Raw genomic sequence first — 25,194 nt, 5'->3', positions numbered from 1 at the left:
GAGGTAGGCCTGCCGAGGCATAGGCCGGCGGTGTTTTGGGCTCTACCATGACAGCACGCGGAGGTACGCCATGCTGACCCACCCTTCCATCGTTTTACTGTTGCGCCGTCACCACCTGTTCAGCCAATTGCCGGAGAGGATTTTCGAAGAGGTGTGCAACCTCGCCGTCCTCAAGCGCCTGCCCGTTAATAGCACGCTCATGCACCAGGGTGACCCGGCCAAGCGGTTTTTCCTGCTGATCAGTGGGCAGATCAAATTGTATCGGGTCACCGGTGAAGGCCAGGAAAACCTGGTGGAAATCATCCAGCCCGGCCAGACCTTCGCCGAGGCCCTGTTGTTCAGCCAGGCCCGTTGCTACCCGGTCAGTGCATCGGCAATCAAGGACAGCGTGCTGGTGAGTGTCGAAGGCAACCATTACCGCAACGCCCTGGAAGACCAGCCGAAGGTCTGCCTGGCAATCCTGGGAAGCATGAGCATCCACCTGCACCAGCGCCTCAAGGACATCGACAACCTGACCCTGGCCAGCGCCAGCCGACGGGTCATCAATTTCTTGCTGCAGGAGCGCGATCCTCGCGACGGCCAGTTGGTGTTGCAGGTTTCCAAACGCCTGGTGGCCTCCAAGCTGGGGATTCAGCCCGAAACCTTCTCGCGCATCCTCCATCGCCTGGTGGACGGTGGCCTGATCGCCATGGAACGACGCAACATTCGTATCCTGGCCGAGGAGGAGTTGGAGGCGTACCAGCAATAGCTGCGAATCCTATACAGCGGGCACCCCGTTCCCCTGTGGCGAGGGGATTTATCCCCGCTGGGGCGCGTAGCGCCCCCTCAACTGCCTGATACACCGCAGGCTCAGCTTTGGGGCTGCTTCGCAGCCCAGCGGGGATAAATCCCCTCACCACAGGGGTGGTATGAGCCCTTTACTCGCCGCTCGGCCCATCGATCTCATCAACCCCTATCATCGGTATCAACCGCTCGAACAACGCATCACCCTCCTCTTGCGAGCAATCGACCCCGAAACGCTTGCGCCAGCCCAACTGACTCAGAATCACATGCACATCCGCCTCCAGCCCGTGCTGCTGCAAACACGCCTGGACGCATTGCAACGGGCAACCATCCAGGGCAATGATCCGCCGCCCCGAGCGCGCCTTGTTCACCAACGCCGCCACATGCCCGCCCACGCCAACAATGCAGGACATCTCGGCCAACCCAGCGCGGTCCAGGCGCAGGGCGACGGTGTTGGCCAGTTGCGCCACGTTGGAACAACCGGAACAGGAATACACCAGGGGCAATAGGCTTGGGGCTTTCATCACACTGCTGCCAACCCCTTGCCCGCCCGCTCCAGATTGCGCCACAGCCACGGCGGCAATACATCCGGATCGAGGCTGTCGATCAAGTTCTTCAGCGCCAATCCCAACTCGGTATCCCCCTCGATGACCAACCGCCGCCGGAAGAACAACGTATCGGGATCCTCCTGACGACTGGCCAGCAACAGGAATTCGCGCCAGTTGCCGCTGATGGTGACCTGGGCTTCGGCCCGTTCGGCGATGCGCAATCCATCCCGTGCCAGGGTCAGGTACCAGCACAACTTCAAATCAGGCACCCGCAGGCACAGCCAGCGCCCCTGCAATACATCGAAACCGCCATCGCGCAGCGGCTCGGCCAGGCAACGATTGAGCGCCTGTTGCAACGCCAGGCGCTGTACCACAAACGGCACCTTGGCCACGAGCGGCAGCACCCGGTCAGCGCCTTTGAGCAACCATTTTTTTGGACTCAGCACAGGCCCGCCTCCTCTACCTTCAACATGCCGGCATGACCGTGCCAGTAACCGTTGCAGCCCTCCACAAATAACGGCGGCGCCTCGCCCTGGCGCACTTTGTCGAAGGCCGTGACCACTTCGGCCATGCCCTGGGCACGCGGGCTCAGGCGCAGCAGGTCGGCGCCACTGGCCGTCAGCGCGGTGTAATCGGCCAGAAGATTCGTCACCTCCCCGGACATCGTCTGGATGCCGTTGAGGGTGAACAGTTGTTGGCCTTCCTGGCTGCTCAACGCCAAGCCATCGGGGTAGTTGATGCAACAGAACTGGCAGTCGTCCTTGGGCCGGTTTTCAGCCCGGGCGGTGAAGCAGCGCGCCGAGTACGCCAAGGGCAGATGGCCGTAGGCGAAGATCTCCACCTCGGGCACCTCACGGTCCAGCTCCCGTACTTGCTCGAGCACATCGCCGATCAGCGCCGCCGAACACTCCACCGGTGGCACCCAACGGATCATGCCGCTGTCGAGCAATTGCCCCAGGGCGTGGCCGTTGTACAAATTCAACGCCGGCCCGCCGACAAAGGGCAACTTGCGCTCGGCCAGGAACTGCACCGCGCCCATGTCATTGGCTTCCACCAACAACTGGCCGTTGTCACACAGCCGTCGCAGCGAGGACAGCTCCGAGGCCGCTTCGATCAGCGTCAGGCTCGACAGTACGATCTGCGCCTGGCTGCACGTTTGCAGCTCGCGGGCCAGGCCCAGCCATTGATCCAGAGAGAATGCCCGGCGCTTCGAACACACGGTTTCCCCCAGGTAAATCACATCCAGCGGCAAGGCCGACATCTCGGCGTAGAAATTCCCCAGTTGCGCTTTGTCCCAGTAAAACAGGACCGGTCCCAGGCTGAGTTTCATCTGGCCTCCTTCATTGCCATGATCGATGGTAGGCACCCAAGGTGGTCTGGCTGCCCTCGGACAAACCGGCCAACACCTGGCGCCATTCTTCCCGCACACGGAACCGTTGCGGCGCGGCCTGGTGTGCATCCAGCGCGGCGCGCCAGACCCGGGTGACTTGTTCAACGTAGGCCGGGCTGCGCTGGCGGCCTTCGATTTTCACGGCTTCGACACCGATGGCGGTCAGCTCCGGCAACAAGTCCAGGGTGTCGAGGCTGGTGGGTTCTTCCAACGCATGGAAACGCTTGCCGCCTACCAGGAAGCGGCCCTTGCACAGGGTCGGGTAACCGGCCGGTTCCTCTGGGGTGTAACGGTCGATCAGTACCTCGCTCAGACGTGCGCTCAGGCCTTGGGCGTCCTCGCTCCAGCGCACCGCCTTGGCGGGCGAACAGACCCCACAGAGGTTCGGCGATTCGCCGGTGATGTAGGAAGACAAATGGCAACGCCCCTCGGCCATGATGCACAGGCTGCCGAAGCCGAAGACCTCGATCGGCACCGGACTGGCTGCCGCCACCTGCCGCACCTGGGCCAGGGACAGCACCCGTGGCAGCACGGCGCGGCGGATGCCGTAGCGCTCGGCGTAAAAAGCCAGGGCCGCCGCGTGGGTCGCCGAACCCTGGACCGACAGGTGCAGGGCCAGTTGCGGATGGCGCTGACTGGCGTAGCTGAGCACACCGGGATCGGCGGCAATCAGCGCATCCACGCCGAAATCGGCGGCACGGTCCACTGCCCGTTGCCAGCGCTCCCAGCCCTTGGGTTGCGGGTAGGTATTGACCGCCACGTACAGCTTGCGTTGGTGTTGACGGATGTGCGCGACAGCGGCGTCGAACTGCTTGTCGTCCATGTTCAACCCGGCGAAGTGCCGGGCATTGGTGTCATCGCGAAAGCCGACATAGACGGCATCGGCGCCTTGGCGCACCGCCGCTTTGAGGGCAGGCAGATTCCCTGCCGGGCAAACCAGTTGCATGGGGCATCCTCGTGAGAAAACTAAGGGCGCCGCCAGTCTAGCCAGCCCTCGGCCGGCGACCTTGACGGCAATCAATTGCCGTCAATGCATCAGGTCGGCGAATGGCAGGTACAGCACTCGATCGTGCCTGTGCACCAGCGTTTCACGCTCCACCACCGCCAAGCCGTCGGCCCAGCACGCGGCCGTCAACATCGCCGAGCTTTGCTGGGGATGCAGTTCCACACACAGGTGGCCGTCGGCGTCGGGGATCAGTTTGGCGCGCAGGTATTGCCGGCGCCGGTTGCGCTTGAGCCAGTCGAACCCGGCCGGCAGCTGCAACGGCACAGGCAACACGTCGTCCATGCCTTGTGCCCGGAACAGGAACGGACGCACGACGATCAGTGCGGTAATCAATGCCGCCGACGGGTTGCCCGGCAGCCCGATCCATGGCTTGCCTTCCACATCCCCAAAGGCCAGGGGCTTGCCCGGCTGGATGGCGAGGCGCCAGAGGTCGATGCTGCCCAAGGCTTCGATGGCTTGCTTGAGGTGGTCCTCTTCACCCACCGAGACACCGCCCGATGTGATCAGCACATCGCATTCGGCGGCGGCCAGGCGCAACGCTTGTCGACTGGCCAATAGCTGGTCGGGCATGACCCCGAAGTCATGCACCTCGACACCCCAGCCGCGCAACAGTGCGGCGAGGCTATGGCGATTGCTGTTGTAGATCTGTCCTGGCGCCAGTGGCTCGCCCGGCTCGCGCAGCTCATCGCCGCTGCTGAGCAAGCCCACTTGCAAGGGGCGATAGACGTCCACCTGGCCGACGCCGGCACCGGCGAGCAAACCCAACTCCTGGGCGCGCAAGCGCGTGCCGGCTTCAAGCAGCCGGTCTCCTCGACGCAGTTCCTCACCTTCCTTGCGCACATGATCACCGCCGTTGACCGACGGCAACCAGACCCGCTCGCCATCGACCTGGCAGCTCTCCTGTGGCACCACCGTGTCGGCGCCCGGTGGCAGCGGCGCGCCAGTAAAAATCCGCACGGCCTGCCCGGCCTGCAACGGTTCGCCCGGCCCGTCACCCGCGGCGATCCGCCCGACCAACGCCAGGGCTCCGCCGCCGCCCGGCAGATCGGCGGCCCGCAGGGCATAGCCGTCCATCGCGCTGTTGTCCCAGGCCGGCAGGTTCATCGGACACACAATGTCAGTGGCCAGCACACGCGCCAGAGCCTGGTCCAGACCAACCCGTTGCACGGGCGGTGGCGGCGGTGCCTGGTCCAACAGATGACGAATCGCCTCATCCACCGGCATCAGCACGCCGCTGTCGCACACTCGACCGCTCACGAGCGTGTCTCGCAGGCGATCGGGGCAACGCCAGCCTGTGGCTTGAGATGGGGGGTGAAATTGCACGGGCCAGTGCGGCTGTCCAGTTGCCCGACCAGGATCTGTTCCCAGCCGGTCCGGCAAGCTCCCGGCGAACCTGGCAAGCAGCAGACCAGCACGCCGTTGCTCATGCCCGCCAACGCGCGCGATTGCAGCGTGGACATGCCGATTTCCGCCAGAGACACCTGGCGGAATAATTCACCAAAACCGTCGACGTGCTTGTCCAGCAACGGCGCCACGGCCTGGGGCGTGTTATCGCGCGGGGTGAACCCGGTGCCGCCGGTCATCAGCACCACTTGCACTTTCGGGTCGGCGATCCATTGAGAGACCTGGGCGCGGATCTGGTAGATATCGTCCTTCACCAGCCCACGGTCGATCAGTACATGCCCGGCGGTTTGCAGCAGGTCCGCGAGTGTCTGGCCCGAGGTATCAGTCTCGAAACTGCGGGTATCGCTGATGGTGAGTACCGCGATGTTCAGCGGTTGAAAAAGGCGTTGCGTCAGATGGGCCATGATCAGCCGTCCTGTCAGAAAAAGATGGCCCAGCCTGAACCGCAATCGTTGCCGGGCCTATTCCTCCATGGAGGTACCTCCCTCGGCGTCAAGGTGCCAGACGGCTGCGCTGCCAGGCGCCCTCTTGCAGGCGGTAGTCGAGGCGATCGTGCAAACGGTCGGCACGGCCCTGCCAGAACTCCAGGCGTTCGGGTCGCAGGCAATAGCCGCCCCAATGTGCGGGACGTGGCACCGGTTGATCGGCGAAGCGTTGTTCGGTTTGCGCCAGCAAGGTCTCGAGCGCGGCGCGATCAACCAAGGAATGGCTTTGTGGCGACGCCCAGGCGCCCAGGCGACTGGCCACGGAACGGGACTCGAAATAGGCGTCCGACAACGCAGGATCAAGCTTGTAGACCTGTCCTTCAATCCGCACTTGCCGTTCCAGCCCCGGCCAGAAAAACGTCATGGCCGCCCAGGGATTCGCCGCCAGGTCCTGTCCCTTGGCGCTTTCGTAGTTGCCGAAAAACGAAAAGCCGTCCTTGCTGAAACCCTTGAGCAACAGCACCCGGCAATGGGGTCGGCCCTGCTCGTCCACCGTCGCCAGGGCCATGCTGTTGGCTTCCACCGGGGGGCTTTCGGTGTCGCGGGCTTGTTGCATCCAGAGCCCGAACAAGACCATGGGGTCGTCCGGTGCCTGGGTTTCATTTAGGCCGTCGAGGGTGTACTGGCGGCGCATGTTGGCCAGGGAAAGGGGCATGGTGGTGATCTTCCAATAGGTTTGGGCCAGTTTGCGCCTGGTCATCCGGGGGAACCTTGATCGCTGTCAATGCTGGTATCTCCGTTGGATGTGCTGGCCTCTTCGCGAGCAAGCCTGTTTTTTGGGGTTGGTTTTGGACTTGTGGTTTGTGTGTATATCCGTTTTTTTTGTAACGGCGGCTGGCGGTTCCGCTCTTACAGCGGCTCACTTTTGCTTACTTTCGCGCTTTTTTTCGAAAGTGACCCGCCGTCAGGGCGGAACCCTAAGTAGCCGTTACCGCAGCAACGGATATACACACAAACCAAAAGCCCCAAAAACCGAACAACGTGAACCGCTACTTGAGCCCCAACCGCCGCGCCAGCTTATGCAGATTGCTCGGATCAACCTCCAACAACCGCGCCGCCCCCGCCCAGTTTTGTCCGCAGCGTTCCAGGGCCTTGAGGATCGCCTGCCGCTGGCAAGCATCAACCGCCTCACCCAAGGGCTGGAACGGCGCATCGAGCGCTTCCACAGGCCTCTCAAGCAACGCCTGGGCCGTGACTGCGCTGGCATTGACATCCAGATCCAGCACCTGCGGCTCCAGGGTCATGATCAGGCTGCGACTGGCGCCCCGGCTCAGTTGCTTCAACGCCGCACGACTGATGACATGCTCCAGCTCCCGCACGTTGCCCGGCCAGCTATACGCCAGCAGCGCCTGCTCCGCCGCCGGTGACAGGCGCAAGCCGCGCAGGCCCAGTCGCGTGCGGTTCAGTTCGAGAAAGTGCCCGGCCAACATCAACACATCGTGGCCACGCTCGCGCAACGGAGGGATCGGCACCGGGTAGACCGAAAGCCGGTGGTACAAATCGGCGCGAAACAGCCCGTCGCGAATGCTGTCGGGCAGGTGTCGGTTGGTGGCGGCGATGATCCGTACATCGACGTGCAATGGCTTGTCCGCACCCAGGCGCTGGATCTCACCGTTCTGCAAGGTGCGCAGCAGCTTGGCCTGCACACTCAGCGGCAACTCTCCGACTTCGTCGAGAAAAAGCGTTCCGCCATTGGCCGCGTCGAAACGTCCGGCGCGGTCGGTCGTTGCCCCGGAAAACGCGCCTTTGACGTGACCGAACAATTCGCTTTCGGCCAGGGACTCCGGCAACGCCGCGCAATTGACCTGGACCAATGGCTTGTGGCCGCGCCGGGACAAGCGATGCAGACGCCGGGCGAACAACTCTTTGCCGACACCGGTTTCCCCCAATAGCAGCACTGGCAGCTCGGAATCGGCCAATACATCCAACTCATTGAGCAACTGTTGCAGCCCCTCGCTGCGCCCGAGGATTTCGCCCTCTTCAGCCGGCAGGCGCAGGTCCGCCGGGTCGCTGCGCGAGGCTCGCAGGCTGCGGTTTTCCTGCTCGAGCCGGGTGACCCGCACCGCCGCTTCGATCTGCAAGGTGCAGCGCTTGAGTTCCTCACGGGCGCGGCTGTCGAAGGTGCCGGCGTGCAACGCATCCAAGGTGATCGCGCCCCACAGGCGGCCTTCCACGTACAAGCTCACACCCATGCAGTCGTGCACCGGCAGCGGCTCGCCGACATGGTTGTCGAGCAAGCCGTCATAAGGATCCGGCAAGCGACTGTCGGGCTCGAACCAGGTGGGTTCGCGCGAGGCCATGATCGCCGCCAGGCGTGGGTGTTGGGCAATCACGAACCGACGGCCCAGCGCCTCGTGGACCAGGCCCACGGTCGCCACGGGCCTGAGGCTGTCATCGTCCAGGCGCAACAACCCCACGGCGCCACTGTTGAAGTATTCGCGCAGGGTCTGCACCAGGCGCTGCAATCGCACCGCATTGGGCAGCTCGACGATCAGGTCGGCGGCCAGGCTTTCACGCAGCATGGTAGTGATGACCCTCCAGGGTTCGTTTGACCCTTGGCAGCCAGGGTGACAATCACCCTGGCAAAAAATTATTCGTTTATTTTCAGGTAGTTAAATCTGGCACGCCAGCTGCAAAGTGAGCGTTTATCTGTCCCTATCGGCATTCAACCCAAAGGAACCACGATGAGCCTCGAACTGCTGGACCAAAGCCTCGGCCAACTGGCCTGCGACATTCCCGGTGCCACCCGTACCTTCCATCATTACAACCTCGACTTCTGTTGCGGCGGGCAAAAATCCCTGCGCGAAGCCGCCCTGGTTAAAGGCCTGAACCCGCTGCTGATCGCCGATGCCCTGCGCACCCTGCAAGCCGCTGGCGAACTGGGCCATGACTGGCGCGACGAGCCCCAGGCACTCTTGATCGCTCACATCCTGGAACGCTACCACGCCCGCCATCGCGAACAACTGCCGGAGCTGATTCGCCTGGCCCGTCGCGTCGAGCAGGTCCATGGTGCGCGGGCCAGTTGCCCGAACGGCCTGGCCGATCACTTGCAGGACATGTACCAGGAGCTCGAAGGCCACATGCTCAAGGAAGAACAGGTGCTGTTCCCGATGCTGCAACAGGGCCTGGGCGAACGGGCCTCGGCGCCGATCCAGGTGCTGCGCTACGAACACGACCAGCACGGTGAAGCCCTGGAAACCATGCTCGCCCTGACCGACCAGATCACCCCGCCCGCCGACGCCTGCAACACCTGGCGCGCCCTGTATCGCGGGCTGGTGGAGTTTCGTGATGACCTGATGCAACACATTCATCTGGAAAACAATGTGTTGTTCGTCAATGCGATGAAGCCCGTTCGCTAACCATCAAACACTGCCCGCTCTCAAAGGGGTGGGTAGTGTTCTCATTTTTTTTCATCACCTCGGTTCAGTGTGGGAGCGGGCTTGCTCGCGAAAGCGGTGGTTCAGCCGGCATTGATGTTGCCTGACACGACGCCTTCGCGAGCAAGCCCGCTCCCACAGGATTGTCGGGGTCTGCTCATACTCAAAATTGCCAATAGAACATCGCCTTGGCCAACACCACGATCAACACCATGTGCCCAAGGATACTGCGGCGCAACCAGCAGGCTCGAGCCGGGGTCAGCCGACCGCTCTTGAGCCAGTACGCCAGCCATAGGTAGTGGCCGATGATGCTCAGGGCCAGCAGGATCTTCAGGCTCAGCAGCAGGCCGAAGCTGCTGCTCAACGGCTGACTCAATGCGCCGCGATGCTGCCAGGCCAGGGCCATGCCGGCACCGTACAGCACCAACACCACGCCGTGCAGCACGTGCCGCGAGCGCTTGGCGATTGCCTGGTCGGCGGCATCCTGGGTGCTTTGGGCCAACGGTCGGCGGGCGGCATGCCAGATGAAAACCTCAAAAAACAACGTGCCAATAAAAGCGATGGCCGCCAACAGGTGCGTGACCAGCAAGACCCCATACATCATCGTTCCCCTTCGCCCAGTCGGCTCATCCCGGATGTCCATCCACCCGCGCCTGCAACAGCATCGGGCCATAGCGCCAGGCATAGAGGCCGAACGCCAACGTCCAGCACAGCCCCGCCAGCCACAAGGCGGCCAACGGGAACACCAGCACCAACAACACACGGCTCACGCACGCCAGATTCAACAGGATGAAGGCCAGGGTCATGCCCGCCGGCGGCTCGAGAGGGCGCCCGGTATGGCCCAGGCTGACACGGGCAATCATCGCCAGGATCAACCCGGCCATGGCACCGATGGTCAGGCCATGCACCGCCAGGCTCGGATTCACCGGCACGCCGAAGTGCCACAGCGCCATGCCCAGGCACGCAACCGCCAGCCAGGCGTAAGCCAGGTGCAACGACCACAGCAGCGGCACCCGCCACAAATCCCGATCATGCCAACGCACCAGTCGAATCCCGTGCCCCACCGCCAATGCGGCGAACAACAGGCCGACCCAAACACTGGCCGACAGCGCCGGACCGAAGGCATAGAGCAGCGCCACCAGCGCCGACCCCGCCAGCAACAGGCGATCGAGCCACGGCCAGGGCGCAACGCCTTCGACCCGGCCCAAGCCGCGCTGGGTGAAGAAGGGAATCACTCGCCCGCCGATCAGCCCCATCATCGCCGCTACCAGCCACAAGCCAGTGAGCACGCTTTGGCGTTGCAAGCCCTCGTTGTGCTGCACCAGACCGTACATCGACAGCGCATCGGCGGCGGCCAACAGCAGCAAAACCAGCACAATCGGGTAATTGCGCTTCTGCCGCACGCGCCACAACGTCACGCCCATCAATGCCGCGACCGCCAGGACGAAACCCAGCTCCAGCACGGCCAGCAATGGCCAGGGCGCGTCGACCAACCAGGCCAACCGCGCCCCCGACCACAATGACGCCAGCGCCGCCAAGCGCTTGCCGCTGATACCTGGGGTGCCCGTCCAGGTCTGCACGGCCGTCAGCAGGAACCCGGCGATGATCGCCAGGCCGAAGCCGAACAACAGCTCATGACGGTGCCAGGCCAACCAGCCGCCGGCTGGCTGCCAGGCCGACAACCGCCCGGTGAACGCCAGCAGCCAAAGGGGAACGGCCACCAGCGCCAACACGCAGCCCGCCAGGAAGAACGGCCGAAACGCCAGGCGCCACAGCGGCAAAATAGCCATGGCCTTGCGACGGTCAAGCACTTGCATACACCACTCCTTTGCCTCACCGGGGATCTGGCCCGCCAGCGAGGTACGACAAATCAGGGTTCGAATGATCGGTTATCGACACGGGCGAGCCTTGTCTCAGATCAAGCCCGCGCATCGGCAACCTCCCGCCTCGAACAAGCACTTGCAAGGGCCTTGCCGAACCGGGTCGGGCCGCCTGTTAAACACCTCTGCCCCCTTTGGGAGCGAGCTTGCTCGCGATGGCGGTGGGTCAGTTGGCACTGATGCTGGGTGTACTACCGTCATCGCGAGCAAGCTCGCTTCCACAGGGAGTGTAGTCGAACGGGGTATTTATGACCCTTTCGTGGTTTTTTTAACCCTATCGTGCCAGGGTCATTTCTACCCTCCCCAGCCCAAACCTCCCACGAATTAAAGCCTCCAGGCCTGGCCCGGCTCTTGCTCAGCCACGACATCACCTTTCTTGCCGGGGCCATCCATGAAATCCGTCGTTCTGCCACTCACTTGGTTCATAGTGCTCTCCTGCGTCGTGGCGCTGGCCAGCAGCCTGTCCCTTAGCCTCGTCTGAAGCCGATTACTTTTTGCTACCACAAGGATTCATACCATGGTGCTCAACCGTGTCCATCACCAGATTCTGCGCAGCCATCACCTGTTCGAGCCACTGAACGACGAACAACTCGACGAGTTGATGAGCACCAGCCAACTGCTGAACATCGACAAGGGCAACCCGCTGTTCCGCCAGGGAGAACCGGCACAGGCGTTTTATTTCGTGATCAGCGGGGCGGTGAAAATCTACCGGCTGACCCCGGACGGCCAGGAAAAAGTCTTCGAGGTGATTGGCGAGCGCCAGACCTTCGCCGAAGCCATGATGTTGATGGACACCCCCAACTATGTGGCCTCCGCCGAAGCCGTCGGCCCGAGCCAGGTGTACCGGCTGTCCAACGCCACCTACATGCGCCTGCTCCACAGCAACAGCCAACTGACCTTTGCCCTGCTCGGCAAGCTCTGCGTGCGCCTGCACCAGCGGGTCAACGAGATTGAAACCCTGTCGCTGAAAAACGCTACCCACCGCGTGGTGCGCTACCTGCTGACGCAACTGGTGCGCCTGCAAACCGTGGACAGCCAGTTCGAGCTACCAATGGCCAAGCAATTGATCGCCGGGCACCTGTCTATCCAGCCGGAAACCTTCTCGCGGATCATCCGGCGCTTGATCGATGAAAAAATCATCACCCAGGACGGTCGCCAGATCGCCATTCTCGATCGCCTGCGCCTGGAACAGTTCGAATGACCGCACAACCCACCTGCCTGTATTGCCAACACGCCAACCCTGCAAACGAAACCGAATGTCGCCAGTGCGGCATGCCCCTGCCAGCCGAAGCCGCAAAGGCCGACGAGCGCCGGTTGCGACGCTTCGGCTGGTTTTGCGTCGGGCTGACGATCTTCTGCATCGTCATGTTTTTCTGGCTGCCTCGCAGCATCGTCTGAACCCTCAGTCCTGAGTCAGTTGCCGATACAACTGCGGTAGACGCAGCGGCAGTTGCTCGGGCTGTCGAATCAGGGTGTAGCCGTTGGCGCCGAACATATACGGCAGGTAATCCCCCGCTTCGCGATCGATGGTGATGCAGAACGGTGTCAACCCTTGGCGCCGGGCCTCCAGCACCGCCTGGCGGGTGTCTTCCACGCCGTAGCGCCCTTCGTAAAGGTCCAGGTCATTGGGCTTGCCATCGCTCAGCAGCAGCAGCAACTTGCGCCGCCGCTTGCAGCCCGCCAACCGTTGCGTGGCCTGGCGGATCGCCGCGCCCATGCGAGTGTAGTAACCGGGCTTGAGCCCCTGGATTCGCCCCCGGGTATGGTCGTCGTAGCGTTGGTCGAAGGCCTTGAGCTCATGCATCCGTACCTGCTGGCGCCGCAAGGATGAGAACCCGTACAAGGCAAAATCGTCCCCCAGCACCGCCAAGGTTTCACCGAACAGCAACAGGCTGTCGCGGATCACATCAATCACCCGGTGCTCGTCATTGAGGTGGGCATCGGTGGACATCGACAGGTCGGCCAGCAGCAGGCAGGCCAGGTCGCGGCGGGTCTGGCGTTGCTCCATGAACAGTCCGCGTTCGCTGCACTGGCCATGCTGACGCTCGACGTGGAAATCCAGCCAGGCTTGCAGGTCCAGTTCCGAACCCTGGGTTTGCTGGCGCAACCATTGCCGATCGTTACGCAGGTGTTCGAACTGGCGACGCAGACGCTGGGCCGGGCTGCGCAGGCGTGCCGGCAGCGGCTGGGGTTCGCAATCGCGAGGGATAAAGGTCTGCAGGCTGACGAAATCCTCCTGGAGCCGTTGCTTGCGATAGTCCCATTCCGGCAACCGGATCCCCTCGCCCAGGGGAATGTCATCGACATCGGCCGGCGGCAGGTCCAGGTGCAGCTTCAAGCCACCGCCTTTGCGCAAGCGGGTGCGTGACAGGGTCAACTGATCCAGGTCTTCGGCGACGCGAGCGGCGTCCGGATCTTCGCTGTCGTCCGCCCAGCGATCCAGATCCACGTGTTCGGTCCAGCTGAACAGATTCTCCAGGCGTACGATCAACAACCCACCGTCACGGCTGGTTTCATCGATGCGCTCGGCGCGCTTGCGACCGCCCTTCTGCTCACCCGGCGGCGTCGCCAGGTATTGCTCGGACTCCTCAAGGTTGGCCGCCTGGGGATTGGCGAGATGCTGGGGTGGGTATAGCCACAACGGCAACGGCCAGGCCGCCCGTTCACTGCGTGGGAAATGCTCGACACTGCCTGGCTCACGCAGCGCCTGGCACAGCGCGCGCTCCAGGGCGGCTTCGGCCGGGTTGAGCGAGGCCGGATCGGGGCGCAGGGACAGGTGCGCGTCCACCAGTCGCCGGTAGCGAGGCCGCAGCGCCGGGTAGCGCTTCAACACCGCGTGGGTCCAGCGTTGATTGTCCCGTCCCCAATGCTTCATCGGCCCCGACTGCGCGGCCAGCAACGCGAGCCAGCGATACAGCTCTTCGTTCAGGCCGACATCGGGGAACGCCGCCAGGCTCGCCGGCAAACGCAGGTTATTGCCATCGCAGCAGGCCAGGGGCACTTGCTTGCAGGTACCGGCGATCTGCTGCAACAGGTTGCGACGCAACAACAGGTCGCGATCGCTGACCGCTTCCACCCCCAGGTGAGGCGCACCGCCAGTGGCGCGAAACAGCACCTGCAACGAGCGTTGCCGGGGAACCAGCTCGACCCGGGCCTCAGGAAAATCAGCACTGGCCCGGCGGGTGATGAAACGGTGCCAGACACTGCCGACCCATTCTTCCAGCTCCAGGGTGAATGCCATGGTTATTCTCCTCTTAAGCCGAACCCATTGTGGCGAGGGGATTCATCCCCGCTGGGCTGCGAAGCAGCCCCAAAATGTCTGCTACTGCGGTGCATCAGACAGGATGTAGGGGGCCGCTTCGCGCCCCAACGGGGATAAATCCCCTCACCACAAATGGGTCCGGCTCAGTCGCTGTGGTGACTCACGAAGGCACCACCGCCGCCGGTGCGCGCAGGGCTGCGCGGCCACGTTGACGGAAGCTGAACAGGTAGCAGAGCAACCCGGCCAGGAACCCGACGCCGCTGACCAGTCGCGCCCAGAACAGCGGCTTCAAATGATCCATCGTCGCCATGAACGGCAAGGCACTGCCGTCCGTCATCCAGCGTTGCAACCAGACTTGGACGACACCGGCCGCGGTGAGGAACAAGGTGATCATCACCATCGACAGGGTCATCAACCAGAAGCCCCAGATCTCCAACCGCTGGGAACGTTCGTCCGCCGCTTCACCCAACCCACGCAAGCGTGGCATGGCGTAGCTGATCAGCGTCATCACGATCATCGCGTAGGCACCGTAGAAGGCCAGGTGACCGTGGGCCGCGGTCAATTGCGAACCGTGGGTGTAGTAGTTGACCGGGGCCAGGGTGTGCAGGAAACCCCAGACACCCGCACCGAAGAACGCGGTGACCGTGGTGCCCTTGGCCCACAATGTGGCGGCGCGGTTGGGGTGTTGCCGACGACGGTTCTTGACCATGCTGAAGGCGAAAATCACCATCGCCAGGAACGGTAGCGGTTCCAGCGCCGAGAAGATCGAACCGACCCACAACCACACCTCGGGCGCGCCGATCCAGAAGAAGTGGTGGCCGGTGCCGATGATCCCGGTAATCAACGCCATGGCGATGATCACGTAGAGCCACTTCTCGACGACTTCCCGGTCCACGCCGGTGACCTTGATCAGGACAAAGGCCAGCATCGAGCCCATGATCAATTCCCAGACGCCTTCCACCCAAAGATGCACCACCCACCACCAGTAATACTTGTCGCGAGCGAGGTTTTCCGGGTTGTAGAAGGAGAACAGGAAGAACACCGCCAAGCCGATCAGCCCGGTCATCATCACCATGCTGACCGTGGTCTTGCGTCCCTTGAGCATCGTCATGCCGATGTTGTAGAGGAACCCCAGGCACACCACCACAATGCCCATCTTGGTGATGGTCGGTTGCTCCAGGAACTCCCGGCCCATGGTGGGCAGCAAGTCGTTGCCGGTAAATTTCGCCAGCGTCGCATAAGGCACCGAGAGGTAGCCCAGGATCGTCGCCACACCCGCGGCGGCGAACACCCAGAACAGCACCAGCGCCAGTTTCGGGCTGTGCAGCTCTCGATCAGCCTCCTCCGGGATCAGGTAATACGCTGCGCCCATGAAGCCGAACAACAGCCACACGATCAGCAGGTTGGTGTGGACCATGCGGGCCACGTTGAAGGGGATCAGCGGGAACAGGAAGTCGCCGACCACGTATTGCAAGCCCATGATCAAACCGAACAGCACCTGCCCCAGGAACAGCATCAGGGCAAACACGAAGTAGGGTTTGGCGACGGCCTGCGAGGCGAATTTCAGATGCGGATTAGCCATGCTCATCTCTCAGCCCTCCTTGTTTGGCGGCCAGCCATTGGTATTGATCTTCGAACTCCATTTGAGGAACTCGGCGATGTCGTCGACTTCCTGCTCGCTCAGGTTGAACTGCGGCATGGCCCGGCGACCCGGAACGTTCAGCGGCTGCATTTTCATCCACGCTTGCAGGAACGGCTTGAAGGCCTCCTCGCCGCCGCGCCGGTTGATCACATTGCCCAGCTCCGGCGCAAAGTACGCGCCCTCTCCCAGCAGGGTGTGGCAGCCGATGCAGTTGTTGCGCTCCCAGACGCCCTTGCCGCGAATCACCGATTCGGTCAATTGCGCCTGGTTGCTGCGTTCTGGAAAGGTCTGTTCCGTGTGGTAGGTCAGGGCCAGGAATATCAGGAAGAAGAAGATGCTTCCCCCGAAATAAATATTCCTGGCCATGCCTTTGGTGAAGGTATCTGACATGGTCACTTCCTCATTGCTTGGCGTGTTCATTCTAGGAAGCGAGGGCTCGAAAACCGCTTGATGGCGATCAAGAATCTCCGATGGTTTTGGTGGGTTGTTCCAACATTGCTCGAAAGTCAGATGAGTTTCTGTGGCAAGGGGTTTGCTCTGTGGCAAGGGATCTATTTTGTGGCGAGGGGATTTATCCCCGCAGGACTGCGCAGCAGTCCCTATGGCAGACGCCTCGGTGTGTCAGATACATAGCGTGAGCTGCCTTGGAGCCGCTTCGCGGCCCAACGGGGATAAATCCCCTCGCCACAGGTGGGTGTTTGCAAGTTCAAGGTGCAGACAGCAGTATCGTTGCGATGACCGTCGCCAACAGCACCGCCCAGCTCAATATCAACCCGCGCCACAGGCGCGGTGCATGGCGCAGCTCCATGAAGCCGTCGGCGATCACCCACGCCTTGGTGACCGCCACCATCAATATCGCAACGGAGACCAGCCCGGTGCCAGCGGCCTGGCCCAGCGCCACGGTGCCGGTACTGAGCAGGGCCAACACCGTCCAGCAGACGATCAGGACACGGGAAACCGACATGCGCACCTCATCTCATTCGAGGATGTAGACCAACGGAAACAACAGCACCCAGACCAGGTCCACCATGTGCCAATACAGCACACCGGATTCCAACCCGCTGCCCCGCTGCGAATCATAGCGACGACGCCGGCAGCCCTCGGCCAGCCAGCCAAGGATCACCATGCCCAGCAGCACATGGAGGAAATGAAACCCCGTGAGGATCCAGTACAAGGTGAAGAAGGTGTCGTGCTCCAGCCCCAGGCCGTTCGCCAACAGATGGGCGTACTCCGTGAGCTTGATCGCCACATAGCCCGAAGCAAGCAACAACGCCACGCACAGGAACAACGCGCCTCGGCGCGGTCGGTCTTGCCTGACCTGCTCCTGGGCCAGGGCGGCGAACAATCCGGCGGTCAGCAGGCTGAGGGTCATCGCCAGGCCCGTGGAACGGTCCAACAAGTGCCGGCCTTCGCTGAACACGTGCGGATGCAACGCTTGGGCGACAGCGAAGGCCAGGAGCAGCAGCGCAAACACCGTCAGCTCGGCAAGGATGAAAAACCACATCGCCAAGTCTCCCGGCAAGCGCCGGGCCGTGGTCACGGTTTCAGCCGAAGTGGACATCGACCACATCCATCAAGGCCGCCACCGTCTGCGGATCATCACTCAACGGCTCGGCCAGGCACGCCAGGCAGGCCTGGCGTGGATCCATGCCGGAACCGATCATGCGCGCCGCGAAAATCAACAGGCGCGTGGAGGCCACCTCCTCCAGATCATGCTGATCGAGGCGACGCAGCGCCTGCCCCAGCCGTACCACCTGGGCCGCCAGGGTCATATCCACGCCAGCCTCGCGGGCCACGATGCGTTCTTCATCGGCCACCGCCGGATAACCAAAACGCATCGCCACGAAACGCTGGCGGGTACTGGGCTTCATGCCTTTGAGCAGGTTCTGGTAGCCCGGGTTGTAAGACACCACCAGCATGAACGACGGCGGCGCCTGGAGCACCTCGCCCGTGCGCTCCAGGTACAACTGCCGACGATCATCGGCCAGGGGGTGCAACACCACCGCCGTGTCCTGGCGCGCCTCGACCACCTCGTCCAGGTAACAGATACCGCCCTCGCGCACTGCCCGGGTCAATGGCCCGTCCTGCCACCAGGTGCCCTGGGCACCGATCAGGTGACGCCCGACCAGGTCGGCCGCGCTCAAATCATCGTGGCACGCCACGGTGTACAGCGGCAGCTTCAAGCGGTGAGCCATGTGCTGGACAAAACGGGTCTTGCCGCAGCCCGTGGGACCTTTGATCAGCACCGGCATGCCGTGATGCCAGGCCTGTTCGAACAGCGCCTGCTCGTTGTCCTGGGGTTGATAAAAGGGTTCGTCCGGGTGCTGCAGGGTATGGAGAGTGTTCATGACAGGGCCTGATCAGAGAACGCGATTGCAGACCACGCTACGGGGCCCTGCGACAACCTGGCAAGGGCTGCGGCGGGCAAACTTGATCGCCGTCAAGCGGGTAACCACCGGCCTGGGCATAGCCTTGCAGCGCACCAAGAACCTGCGCGCCAAACGTCAATTACAGCGCAGCGCGGGTCATGCCTGAGGAGAAATGGAATGCTGATCAGCCACAAAAAATCGTGGGCCCTGAGGGTCACGGCGCTGTGTACAGCGTTGGTCGCCCCCCACGCCTTCGCCGACTCAACCGCCGCGCCGGACCAGCCTCGCCTGGTCAAGACCGAAGGCGCTCCGGACCTGAGCCAGGCCGACTTCGACTCGGCCAAGGAAATCTACTTCCAGCGTTGCGCCGGCTGCCATGGGGTGCTGCGCAAGGGCGCTACCGGTAAACCGCTGACACCCGACATCACCCAAGCTCGCGGCCAGCCTTACCTGGAGGCGCTGATCACCTACGGCTCCGCCGCCGGCATGCCGAACTGGGGCACCTCCAATGCGCTGACCAAAGACCAGATCACGGTGATGGCCAAGTTCATCCAACACACCCCGCCGACGCCGCCGGAATGGGGCATGGCCGAAACCCTCAAGACCTGGAAAGTACTGGTCAAGCCAGAAGATCGGCCGACCAGACAGATCAGTACGCTCAACCTGCAGAACCTGTTTTCCGTCACCCTGCGCGACGACGGCAAGATCGCCTTGATCGACGGCGACAGCAAAAAAATCGTCAAGCTGATCGACACCGGTTACGCCGTGCACATCTCGCGCATCTCGGCCTCGGGACGCTACCTGCTGGTGATCGGCCGCGATGCCAAGATCGACATGATCGACCTGTGGCCGAAGGAGCCGACCAAGGTCGCGGAAATCAAGGTAGGCATCGAAGCCCGCTCCGTGGAAACCTCCAAGTTCAAGGGCTACGAAGACAAGTACACCATCGCCGGCTCCTACTGGCCGCCACAGTTCACCATCATGGACGGCGAGACCCTGGAGCCCAAGCAGATCGTCTCGACCCGGGGCATGACCGTCGACACCCAGCAATACCACCCGGAACCTCGGGTCGCGGCCATCATCGCCTCCCACGAATGGCCGGAGTTCATCGTCAACGTCAAGGAAACCGGCAAGGTGATGCTGGTCAACTACCAGGACATCAAGAACCTCACCATCACCAGCATCGACGCCGCGCCGTTCCTGCACGACGGCGGTTGGGACAGCAGCCATCGCTATTTCATGACGGCGGCCAACAACTCCAACAAAGTCGCGGTGATCGACTCCAAGGAACGCAAGCTCACCGCCCTCGTGGACGTGGGCAAGACACCCCATCCGGGGCGTGGCGCCAACTTCAACCATCCGCTCTACGGACCGGTCTGGGCCACCAGCCACCTGGGCGACGCCGGGGTTTCGCTGATCGGCACCGACCCGGTCAAACACCCGCAATACGCCTGGAAACAGGTCGGTTCACTCCAGGGCCAAGGCGGCGGTTCGCTGTTCATCAAGACTCATCCCGCGTCCAACCACTTGTATGTCGACACCACCCTCAGCCCCGACACCAAGCTCAGCCAGTCAGTGGCGGTGTTCGACATCAACAAGCTCGACGCTGGCTACACCGTGCTGCCGATTGCCGAGTACGCCGGCCTCAAGAAAGGCGCGATGCGCGTGGTGCAACCGGAGTACAACAAGGCCGGCGATGAAGTCTGGTTCTCGGTCTGGAGTGGCCAGGAAGACGAGTCGGCCCTGGTGGTGATCGACGACAAGACCCTCAAGCTCAAGAACGTGATCAAGGACAAACGCCTGATTACCCCTACCGGAAAATTCAACGTCTACAACACCCAACACGACATCTATTGAGCCCCATCAATAAGAGGAAAAACCATGAAGCCTATTCTCATAGCCCTGACCCTGGCGGCTGCGGCGAGCCTGCAACCGGCGCTGGCACAAGACGGTCCGACGCTGTTCAAGAGCAAGCCCTGCGCCGCCTGCCACTCCATCGATACCAAGGTGGTCGGCCCGGCGCTCAAGGAAGTGGCGGCGAAAAACGCTGGCGTCGCCGGGGCACAGGACGTGCTCGCCAAGCACATCAAGGAAGGGACGCAAGGCAACTGGGGACCGATGCCGATGCCGGCCAACCCGGTGACCGAAGAAGAAGCCAAGATCCTCGCGGCGTGGGTCTTGACCCTTAAATAACGCTCAAGGAGCACACCTCTGTGGCGAGGGGATTTATCCCCGTTGGGCTGCGAAGCAGCCCCCCCAGGAGAGCAGCCCCCCATCTGCCTGACACACCGCGATGTCAGGCTTTAGGGCTGCTTCGCAGCCCAGCGGGGATAAATCCCCTCGCCACAGGGACGGTGCTCGACTCTATTTCTTATTCAGGAGGCGTCATGGAACGACACAACGCTGCAATCTCGATGACGGCCCTCCTCCTCGTCTTTTCTTCCTGTGCGCTGGCCGCTCCCGACCACCAGCGCCAGGCCCAACTGCAACACCTGCTGGAGCAGGACTGTGGCGCCTGCCACGGCCTGTACATGACCGGCGGCCTCGGCCCTCCCCTGACCCACGAAGCCCTGGCCGGAAAATCCCGCGACAGCCTCATCGCCACCGTCACCCTGGGGCGCCCCGGCAGTGCCATGCCCGGTTGGGCACCACTGCTCGATCCCGACGACATCCGCTGGCTGGTGGACCGGCTCCTTCAAGGAAAACCCGCCTCATGATCCGTTCTCTGCTGTCCCTCACGGCCGTCGCCGTGCTGCTGTCGGCTTGCGCCCAGGCACCGTTGCGCGGTACTGGCGACTTGGGTGTGGTGGTGGAGCGCGCCACCGGTAGCCTGCAAATCATCGAAAGCGACACCCGCACCGCCCTCGCCCGCGTCGAAGGCCTGGGGGATCTTTCCCATGCCTCGGTGGTGTTCTCCCGCGACCAGCGCTACGCCTATGTGTTTGGCCGCGACGGCGGCTTGAGCAAGGTTGATTTGCTCACTGCGCGCATCGACCGGCGCATCATTCAGGGCGGCAACAGCATCGGCGGTGCGATCAGCCAGGACGGCAAGCTGATCGCCGTCTCCAACTACGAGCCCGGCGGCGTCAAGGTGTTCGATGCCCTGACCCTGGAACATGTCGCCGATATCCCTGCCACGCCATTGCCTGACGGCCAGAAACGTTCACGGGTCGTGGGCCTGGTGGACGCGCCGGGGCAACGCTTCGTGTTCAGCCTGTTCGACACGGGCGAGATCTGGACTGCAGATTTCAGCCAGGGCCACACACCACGCATCGAGCGTTTCACCGCCATCGGCCAGCAACCCTATGACGCACTGATCACCCCCGATGGGCGCTACTACATGGCCGGGTTGTTCGGTGAAGACGGCATGGCGCAACTCGACCTCTGGCATCCGGAGCATGGGGTGAAACGGGTACTGGGACATTACGGGCGCGGCCAGGACAGGCTGCCGGTGTACAAGATGCCCCATCTGGAAGGCTGGGCCCTGGCCGACCAGCAAGCCTTCGTGCCCGCCGTCGGTCACCATCAGGTATTGGTGATGAACGCCCGCACCTGGCAGTTGACCGATGCCATCGCCGTGGCCGGCCAGCCGGTGTTCGTCACGGCGCGCCCGGACGGCCGACAACTGTGGGTCAATTTCGCCTACCCGGACAACGACCGCGTCCAGGTCATCGACACCCAGACCCACGCCATCGTCGCGGACCTGCGCCCAGGTCCCGCGGTGCTGCACATGGAATTCACCGCGCGGGGCGATCAACTCTGGCTGTCCGCCCGGGACGGTGGCGAAGTCCAGGTCTGGAACCCCTACACCCTCGAACGCCTGAGCACGCTGCCGGCCCTGAGTCCCAGCGGCATTTTCTTCAGCAGCCGCGCGCACAAACCGGGGTACTGAGCATGACCAGCCACTCACTGTCCCGTCGCCTGATCGACCAATTCCAGCATGGCATGCCGTTGTGCGCCGAACCCTATCGGGCCATGGCCGACGCGCTGGGCTGCAGCGAAGCCCAGGTACTCGAATGCCTGCAACACCTGCAAGTGGCCGGCACCTTGTCCAGGGTCGGCCCGGTGTTCGAACACAGCCGGGCCGGCGCCAGTACCCTCGCCGCCCTGGCCGTGCCCGAGGACCGTTTGCAGCAGGTGGCGGCGCGCGTCAGCCAATACCCGGAGGTCAATCACAACTATGCCCGGGAACACCGCTACAACCTGTGGTTCGTGCTCACCGGCCCCAACCGCGCCCACCTGGAAAACATTCTCCAGGAACTGGAAAACGACACCGGCCTCACGCCGCTGGACCTGCCCATGCTGACCGCCTACCGCATCGACCTGGGCTTTGCCCTGGAGGCCACCCCATGAACAACGCCCTGAGTGAGCAACAGTCACTGGCCCTGCGCCGTCTGCTGGAAACCGGCCTGCCCCTGACATCACGACCCTTCCAGGCCCTGGCCGAGCAGATCGACGCCAGCGAACAACAGATCCTTGAGCAGATGCAACATTGGCACGAACAGGGCCTGTTCCGCCGCGTCGGCCTGGTGGTCAACCATCGTGCATTGGGTTTTGCCGCCAACGCCATGCTGGTGCTGGATGTGCCGGATGCATTGGTCGATGAAGTCGGGCGCCGTCTGGGGCAAGCGCCGGGCATCAGCCTGTGCTACCAGCGCCCTCGACGCCTGCCCCAGTGGCAATACAACCTGTTCTGCATGATCCATGGGCGCCAGCGTGACCGTGTGGAGGCTCAGGTCCAGGCGTTGCTGGACCAGCATTTGCTCAGCGACCTGCCCCACCAGTTGCTGTTCAGCACCCATCTGTTCAAGCAATGCGGCGGACGCTTCGCACCACCGGCCGGAGCCCGTATCGATGGATGACCTCGACCGCCGCCTGATCAATCGCCTGCAACTGGGCCTGCCAATGGTGCGTCACCCTTGGCAGGCACTGGCCCATGAACTGGGCAGCAGCAGCACCGAATTGCTTGATCGGCTGCACGAGCTGCTCAACGACGGCGTGCTCACCCGCTTCGGTCCGATGTTCGACATCGATCGCCTCGGCGGCGCGTTCACCCTGGCGGCGCTGGCGGTGCCGGAACCGCGTTTCGAGACCATTGCCGAGCTGCTCGCGGCCATGCCCGAGGTCGCCCACAACTACCGCCGCGAGCACGCCTGGAACATGTGGTTCGTGCTCGCCTGCCCCAGCGCACAAGCGATCAACGACACCCTGCTGCGCATCGAGCACCTGACCGGCCTGGTGCCGCTGAACCTGCCCAAAGAGGAGACTTACCATGTCGGCCTGTATTTCCCCGTCTGAACCGCGGTTGCAAGCGCCCACCGCGCTGGATGACACGCCCCTGGCGCTGCGGCTGGTGGAATTGACCCAGGCCGGCCTGCCCTTGCTCGAAGATCCCTGGGCCTGGCTCGGCGAGCAACTGGGGCTGAGCGTGGAGTCGACCCTCGACCTGCTCAAGCACTTGCAGGCCGAAGGCGCGATCCGCCGCATCGCGGCCGTGCCCAATCACTATCGCTTGGGTTATCGCCACAACGGCATGACCGTCTGGGACGTGGCCGACGCCGACATCTCGCGCCTCGGCGCCCTGCTGGGTGCACAGCCTTTTGTCAGCCATTGCTACCGGCGCCCGCGCCGGCCGGGCTGGCGCTACAACCTGTTTGCCATGGTCCATGGCCGCAGCCGCGAAGAAATCGACCGCTACCGCGAGCACCTGCGCTACCTGCTGGGGGACGCCTGTGCCGCCGACGACATGCTGGTGAGCAGCCGCATCCTGAAAAAAACCGGCCTGCGCCTATCGCCATCCTTGCGCTGAACCCGCGGTCGACCGAAGGAGCGTTTTATGTTGAGGATCAGCCATTACCTTCGCGCCCTGGCCGGGCAATGCCCCGCTCCGCGGACCGCGCCACCGGGCAGCACACGGCCACCCGTGGTGATCTGGAACCTGCTCAGGCGTTGCAACCTGACCTGCAAGCATTGCTACGCCACATCGGCCGATAGTGTGTTTCGCGATGAGCTGGACACCGCCGCGGCGCTCCAGGTCATCGACGACCTGCATGACGCCGGGGTGCGCGTCTTGATCCTCTCCGGTGGCGAACCCTTGCTGCGCGAAGACCTGTTCCAGCTCAGCGCCTATGCTCGCGACAAAGGTTTTTTCCTCGCCCTGTCCACCAACGGCACGCTGATCGATGCGAGCAATATCCAGCAGATTGACGCCGCACACTTCGATTACGTGGGCATCAGCATCGATGGCCTGGAAGCGACCCACGATGAGTTCCGTCAGCTCAAGGGCAGTTTCGCCAGCTCCATGGCGGCCATCCGGCTCTGTCGTGAGCGAGGGATCCGCGTCGGTTTGCGCACCACCCTGACCCAGCAGAACCACGCCCAGTTGCCACGACTGCTGGACATGATGACGGAATACGACGTACAGAAATTCTACCTGTCGCACCTCAACTACAGCGGCCGGGGCAAGCGCAGCCGCAAGCTCGACGCCCAGCAGCAGATGAGCCGCGACGCCATGACGCTGATCTTCGAGCGCGCCTGGCGCGACATCGAGCAAGGCCGCGACAGTGACTTCGTCAGCGGCAACAACGACGCCGATGCCATCCTGCTGCTGCAATGGGTCGCCCGGCGCTTGCCCCAGCACTCCAGCGCACTGGAACAGATGCTCCGAGCCTGGGGCGGCAACGCTTCGGGCAGCGGCATTGCCAACATCGACAACACCGGCGAGGTCCACCCCGACACCTATTGGTGGCAGCACTCGGTGGGCAATGTCCGCCAGACACCGTTCAAAACCCTTTGGCTGGAGCGCCCCGACGCCCTGCTGCTGAAACTGCGCGAGCATCCACGGGCCGTGGGCGGTCGCTGTGGCCAATGCCGCTGGCTGGCGATCTGCAACGGCAATACCCGCACTCGCGCCTGGGCCGACGGCGACCTGTGGGGCCAGGACCCGGGCTGCCACCTCAACGATGAAGAAATTGGTGTGCACGCGATCCCCAGCGTTGTGATCCCCAGCGTTGTATTGCCTTGCGCCCAGTAACCCAATGGCGAACCT

30 protein-coding genes are annotated in these 25,194 nt (G+C 63.1%); 14 read left to right on the top strand and 16 right to left on the bottom strand.

The genetic code is table 11. From position 1 onward, the window contains the following. The first annotated feature begins 70 nt into the window (after positions 1-70). The gene (locus LOY70_RS13195) at positions 71-748 is read left to right on the top strand and encodes a Crp/Fnr family transcriptional regulator (protein ID WP_265037312.1); all 678 of its coding nucleotides are present in this window, start codon (positions 71-73) and stop codon (positions 746-748) included. Between the two features lie 169 nt (positions 749-917). On the opposite strand, the gene LOY70_RS13190 is transcribed toward LOY70_RS13195, so the two are convergent. The 8 genes from LOY70_RS13190 to norR all read right to left on the bottom strand — a co-directional run bounded on the left by LOY70_RS13190 (position 918) and on the right by norR (position 8,138). Beyond that, the gene (locus tag LOY70_RS13190; RefSeq protein WP_265037310.1) at positions 918-1,307 is read right to left on the bottom strand and encodes a putative zinc-binding protein; all 390 of its coding nucleotides are present in this window, start codon (positions 1,305-1,307) and stop codon (positions 918-920) included. After that, complete coding sequence (gene ubiT, locus LOY70_RS13185; RefSeq protein ID WP_072404323.1) at positions 1,307-1,777, bottom strand: ubiquinone anaerobic biosynthesis accessory factor UbiT; 471 nt, start codon at positions 1,775-1,777, stop codon at positions 1,307-1,309. The genes LOY70_RS13190 and ubiT overlap by 1 nt, the downstream gene beginning before the upstream one ends. After that, positions 1,771-2,661, bottom strand: coding sequence for a U32 family peptidase (locus tag LOY70_RS13180; RefSeq protein WP_265037306.1), 891 nt, complete (start codon positions 2,659-2,661; stop codon positions 1,771-1,773). Before LOY70_RS13180 ends, ubiT begins: the two co-directional genes overlap by 7 nt. Positions 2,662-2,671: 10 nt before the next feature. Continuing rightward, positions 2,672-3,667 (bottom strand): ubiquinone anaerobic biosynthesis protein UbiU, encoded by a 996-nt coding sequence (gene ubiU, locus LOY70_RS13175; protein ID WP_123413747.1) that lies wholly within the window; start codon positions 3,665-3,667, stop codon positions 2,672-2,674. 81 nt (positions 3,668-3,748) lie between these two features. Beyond that, positions 3,749-4,984 (bottom strand): gephyrin-like molybdotransferase Glp, encoded by a 1,236-nt coding sequence (glp, locus tag LOY70_RS13170; protein WP_265037303.1) that lies wholly within the window; start codon positions 4,982-4,984, stop codon positions 3,749-3,751. After that, a complete protein-coding gene (gene moaB, locus LOY70_RS13165; protein WP_265037301.1) occupies positions 4,981-5,535 on the bottom strand; it encodes a molybdenum cofactor biosynthesis protein B in 555 nt (184 codons plus the stop codon). The genes glp and moaB overlap by 4 nt, the downstream gene beginning before the upstream one ends. An 88-nt stretch (positions 5,536-5,623) precedes the next feature. Continuing rightward, on the bottom strand, positions 5,624-6,271 hold the full coding sequence (gene pdxH / locus LOY70_RS13160) for a pyridoxamine 5'-phosphate oxidase (protein ID WP_265038038.1): 648 nt from the start codon (positions 6,269-6,271) through the stop codon (positions 5,624-5,626). 334 nt (positions 6,272-6,605) lie between these two features. Further along, positions 6,606-8,138: a nitric oxide reductase transcriptional regulator NorR gene (norR, locus tag LOY70_RS13155; protein ID WP_265037299.1), complete on the bottom strand. Its 1,533-nt coding sequence runs from the start codon at positions 8,136-8,138 to the stop codon at positions 6,606-6,608. A 162-nt stretch (positions 8,139-8,300) separates the two neighbouring features. On the opposite strand from norR, the gene ytfE reads away from it, so the two are divergent. Continuing rightward, positions 8,301-8,975 carry an iron-sulfur cluster repair protein YtfE gene (gene ytfE, locus LOY70_RS13150; protein ID WP_265037297.1) on the top strand — a complete coding sequence of 225 codons (675 nt, stop codon included), beginning with the start codon at positions 8,301-8,303 and terminating at the stop codon, positions 8,973-8,975. A gap of 181 nt (positions 8,976-9,156) precedes the next feature. On the opposite strand, the gene LOY70_RS13145 is transcribed toward ytfE, so the two are convergent. Continuing rightward, positions 9,157-9,594: a hypothetical protein gene (locus LOY70_RS13145; protein WP_265037295.1), complete on the bottom strand. Its 438-nt coding sequence runs from the start codon at positions 9,592-9,594 to the stop codon at positions 9,157-9,159. A gap of 25 nt (positions 9,595-9,619) precedes the next feature. Beyond that, the gene (locus LOY70_RS13140) at positions 9,620-10,810 is read right to left on the bottom strand and encodes an NnrS family protein (protein WP_265037293.1); all 1,191 of its coding nucleotides are present in this window, start codon (positions 10,808-10,810) and stop codon (positions 9,620-9,622) included. A 580-nt stretch (positions 10,811-11,390) separates the two neighbouring features. Here LOY70_RS13140 and LOY70_RS13135 point away from each other — a divergent pair. Both LOY70_RS13135 and LOY70_RS13130 read left to right on the top strand, forming a co-directional pair. Beyond that, positions 11,391-12,074, top strand: coding sequence for a Crp/Fnr family transcriptional regulator (locus LOY70_RS13135; RefSeq protein ID WP_265037291.1), 684 nt, complete (start codon positions 11,391-11,393; stop codon positions 12,072-12,074). Further along, positions 12,071-12,271, top strand: coding sequence for a protein DnrP (locus LOY70_RS13130; protein ID WP_265037290.1), 201 nt, complete (start codon positions 12,071-12,073; stop codon positions 12,269-12,271). Before LOY70_RS13135 ends, LOY70_RS13130 begins: the two co-directional genes overlap by 4 nt. Positions 12,272-12,275: 4 nt before the next feature. On the opposite strand, the gene LOY70_RS13125 is transcribed toward LOY70_RS13130, so the two are convergent. From LOY70_RS13125 to LOY70_RS13100, 6 genes are all read right to left on the bottom strand, one after another. Then, positions 12,276-14,114 carry a nitric oxide reductase activation protein NorD gene (locus LOY70_RS13125; RefSeq protein WP_265037288.1) on the bottom strand — a complete coding sequence of 613 codons (1,839 nt, stop codon included), beginning with the start codon at positions 14,112-14,114 and terminating at the stop codon, positions 12,276-12,278. Between the two features lie 181 nt (positions 14,115-14,295). Beyond that, on the bottom strand, positions 14,296-15,723 hold the full coding sequence (locus LOY70_RS13120; RefSeq protein ID WP_265037286.1) for a cbb3-type cytochrome c oxidase subunit I: 1,428 nt from the start codon (positions 15,721-15,723) through the stop codon (positions 14,296-14,298). A 3-nt stretch (positions 15,724-15,726) separates the two neighbouring features. Next, on the bottom strand, positions 15,727-16,167 hold the full coding sequence (locus LOY70_RS13115) for a c-type cytochrome (protein ID WP_265037284.1): 441 nt from the start codon (positions 16,165-16,167) through the stop codon (positions 15,727-15,729). Between the two features lie 316 nt (positions 16,168-16,483). Beyond that, the gene (locus LOY70_RS13110) at positions 16,484-16,741 is read right to left on the bottom strand and encodes a cytochrome C oxidase subunit IV family protein (RefSeq protein WP_265037282.1); all 258 of its coding nucleotides are present in this window, start codon (positions 16,739-16,741) and stop codon (positions 16,484-16,486) included. A 12-nt stretch (positions 16,742-16,753) separates the two neighbouring features. Beyond that, positions 16,754-17,338: a cytochrome c oxidase subunit 3 family protein gene (locus LOY70_RS13105; RefSeq protein ID WP_265037280.1), complete on the bottom strand. Its 585-nt coding sequence runs from the start codon at positions 17,336-17,338 to the stop codon at positions 16,754-16,756. Further along, a complete protein-coding gene (locus tag LOY70_RS13100; RefSeq protein ID WP_265037278.1) occupies positions 17,322-18,125 on the bottom strand; it encodes a CbbQ/NirQ/NorQ/GpvN family protein in 804 nt (267 codons plus the stop codon). The genes LOY70_RS13105 and LOY70_RS13100 overlap by 17 nt, the downstream gene beginning before the upstream one ends. Here LOY70_RS13100 and LOY70_RS13095 point away from each other — a divergent pair. The 10 genes from LOY70_RS13095 to nirJ all read left to right on the top strand — a co-directional run bounded on the left by LOY70_RS13095 (position 18,124) and on the right by nirJ (position 25,179). Continuing rightward, positions 18,124-18,312 (top strand): hypothetical protein, encoded by a 189-nt coding sequence (locus LOY70_RS13095; RefSeq protein WP_265037276.1) that lies wholly within the window; start codon positions 18,124-18,126, stop codon positions 18,310-18,312. The two genes, LOY70_RS13100 and LOY70_RS13095, sit on opposite strands and share 2 nt — an antisense overlap. An 11-nt stretch (positions 18,313-18,323) precedes the next feature. After that, entirely contained in the window at positions 18,324-20,003 is a 1,680-nt protein-coding gene (locus LOY70_RS13090; RefSeq protein ID WP_265037274.1) for a nitrite reductase, read from the top strand. A gap of 24 nt (positions 20,004-20,027) precedes the next feature. Next, positions 20,028-20,339, top strand: a complete 312-nt coding sequence (locus tag LOY70_RS13085; protein ID WP_265037273.1) for a c-type cytochrome — start codon at positions 20,028-20,030, stop codon at positions 20,337-20,339. Positions 20,340-20,533: 194 nt separating this feature from the next. Continuing rightward, positions 20,534-20,863, top strand: coding sequence for a cytochrome c (locus LOY70_RS13080; protein WP_310363888.1), 330 nt, complete (start codon positions 20,534-20,536; stop codon positions 20,861-20,863). Beyond that, positions 20,860-22,038: a cytochrome D1 domain-containing protein gene (locus LOY70_RS13075; protein WP_265037271.1), complete on the top strand. Its 1,179-nt coding sequence runs from the start codon at positions 20,860-20,862 to the stop codon at positions 22,036-22,038. The genes LOY70_RS13080 and LOY70_RS13075 overlap by 4 nt, the downstream gene beginning before the upstream one ends. Positions 22,039-22,040: 2 nt before the next feature. After that, positions 22,041-22,499: an Lrp/AsnC family transcriptional regulator gene (locus tag LOY70_RS13070; RefSeq protein ID WP_265037269.1), complete on the top strand. Its 459-nt coding sequence runs from the start codon at positions 22,041-22,043 to the stop codon at positions 22,497-22,499. Next, the gene (locus LOY70_RS13065) at positions 22,496-23,008 is read left to right on the top strand and encodes an AsnC family protein (RefSeq protein WP_265037267.1); all 513 of its coding nucleotides are present in this window, start codon (positions 22,496-22,498) and stop codon (positions 23,006-23,008) included. The genes LOY70_RS13070 and LOY70_RS13065 overlap by 4 nt, the downstream gene beginning before the upstream one ends. Beyond that, on the top strand, positions 23,001-23,444 hold the full coding sequence (locus LOY70_RS13060) for an Lrp/AsnC family transcriptional regulator (RefSeq protein WP_265037265.1): 444 nt from the start codon (positions 23,001-23,003) through the stop codon (positions 23,442-23,444). Before LOY70_RS13065 ends, LOY70_RS13060 begins: the two co-directional genes overlap by 8 nt. Beyond that, a complete protein-coding gene (locus LOY70_RS13055; protein ID WP_265037263.1) occupies positions 23,419-23,955 on the top strand; it encodes a nitrite reductase in 537 nt (178 codons plus the stop codon). Before LOY70_RS13060 ends, LOY70_RS13055 begins: the two co-directional genes overlap by 26 nt. Before the next feature lie 27 nt (positions 23,956-23,982). Continuing rightward, positions 23,983-25,179, top strand: coding sequence for a heme d1 biosynthesis radical SAM protein NirJ (nirJ, locus tag LOY70_RS13050; protein WP_265037261.1), 1,197 nt, complete (start codon positions 23,983-23,985; stop codon positions 25,177-25,179). The last annotated feature ends 15 nt before the right edge of the window (positions 25,180-25,194 follow it).

The sequence above is a fragment of the Pseudomonas sp. B21-054 genome (assembly GCF_026016345.1).
Classification (GTDB): domain Bacteria; phylum Pseudomonadota; class Gammaproteobacteria; order Pseudomonadales; family Pseudomonadaceae; genus Aquipseudomonas.
The sequence above is the reverse complement of the archived record's forward strand: the minus strand, read 5'-3'. Positions and strand labels throughout refer to the sequence as shown.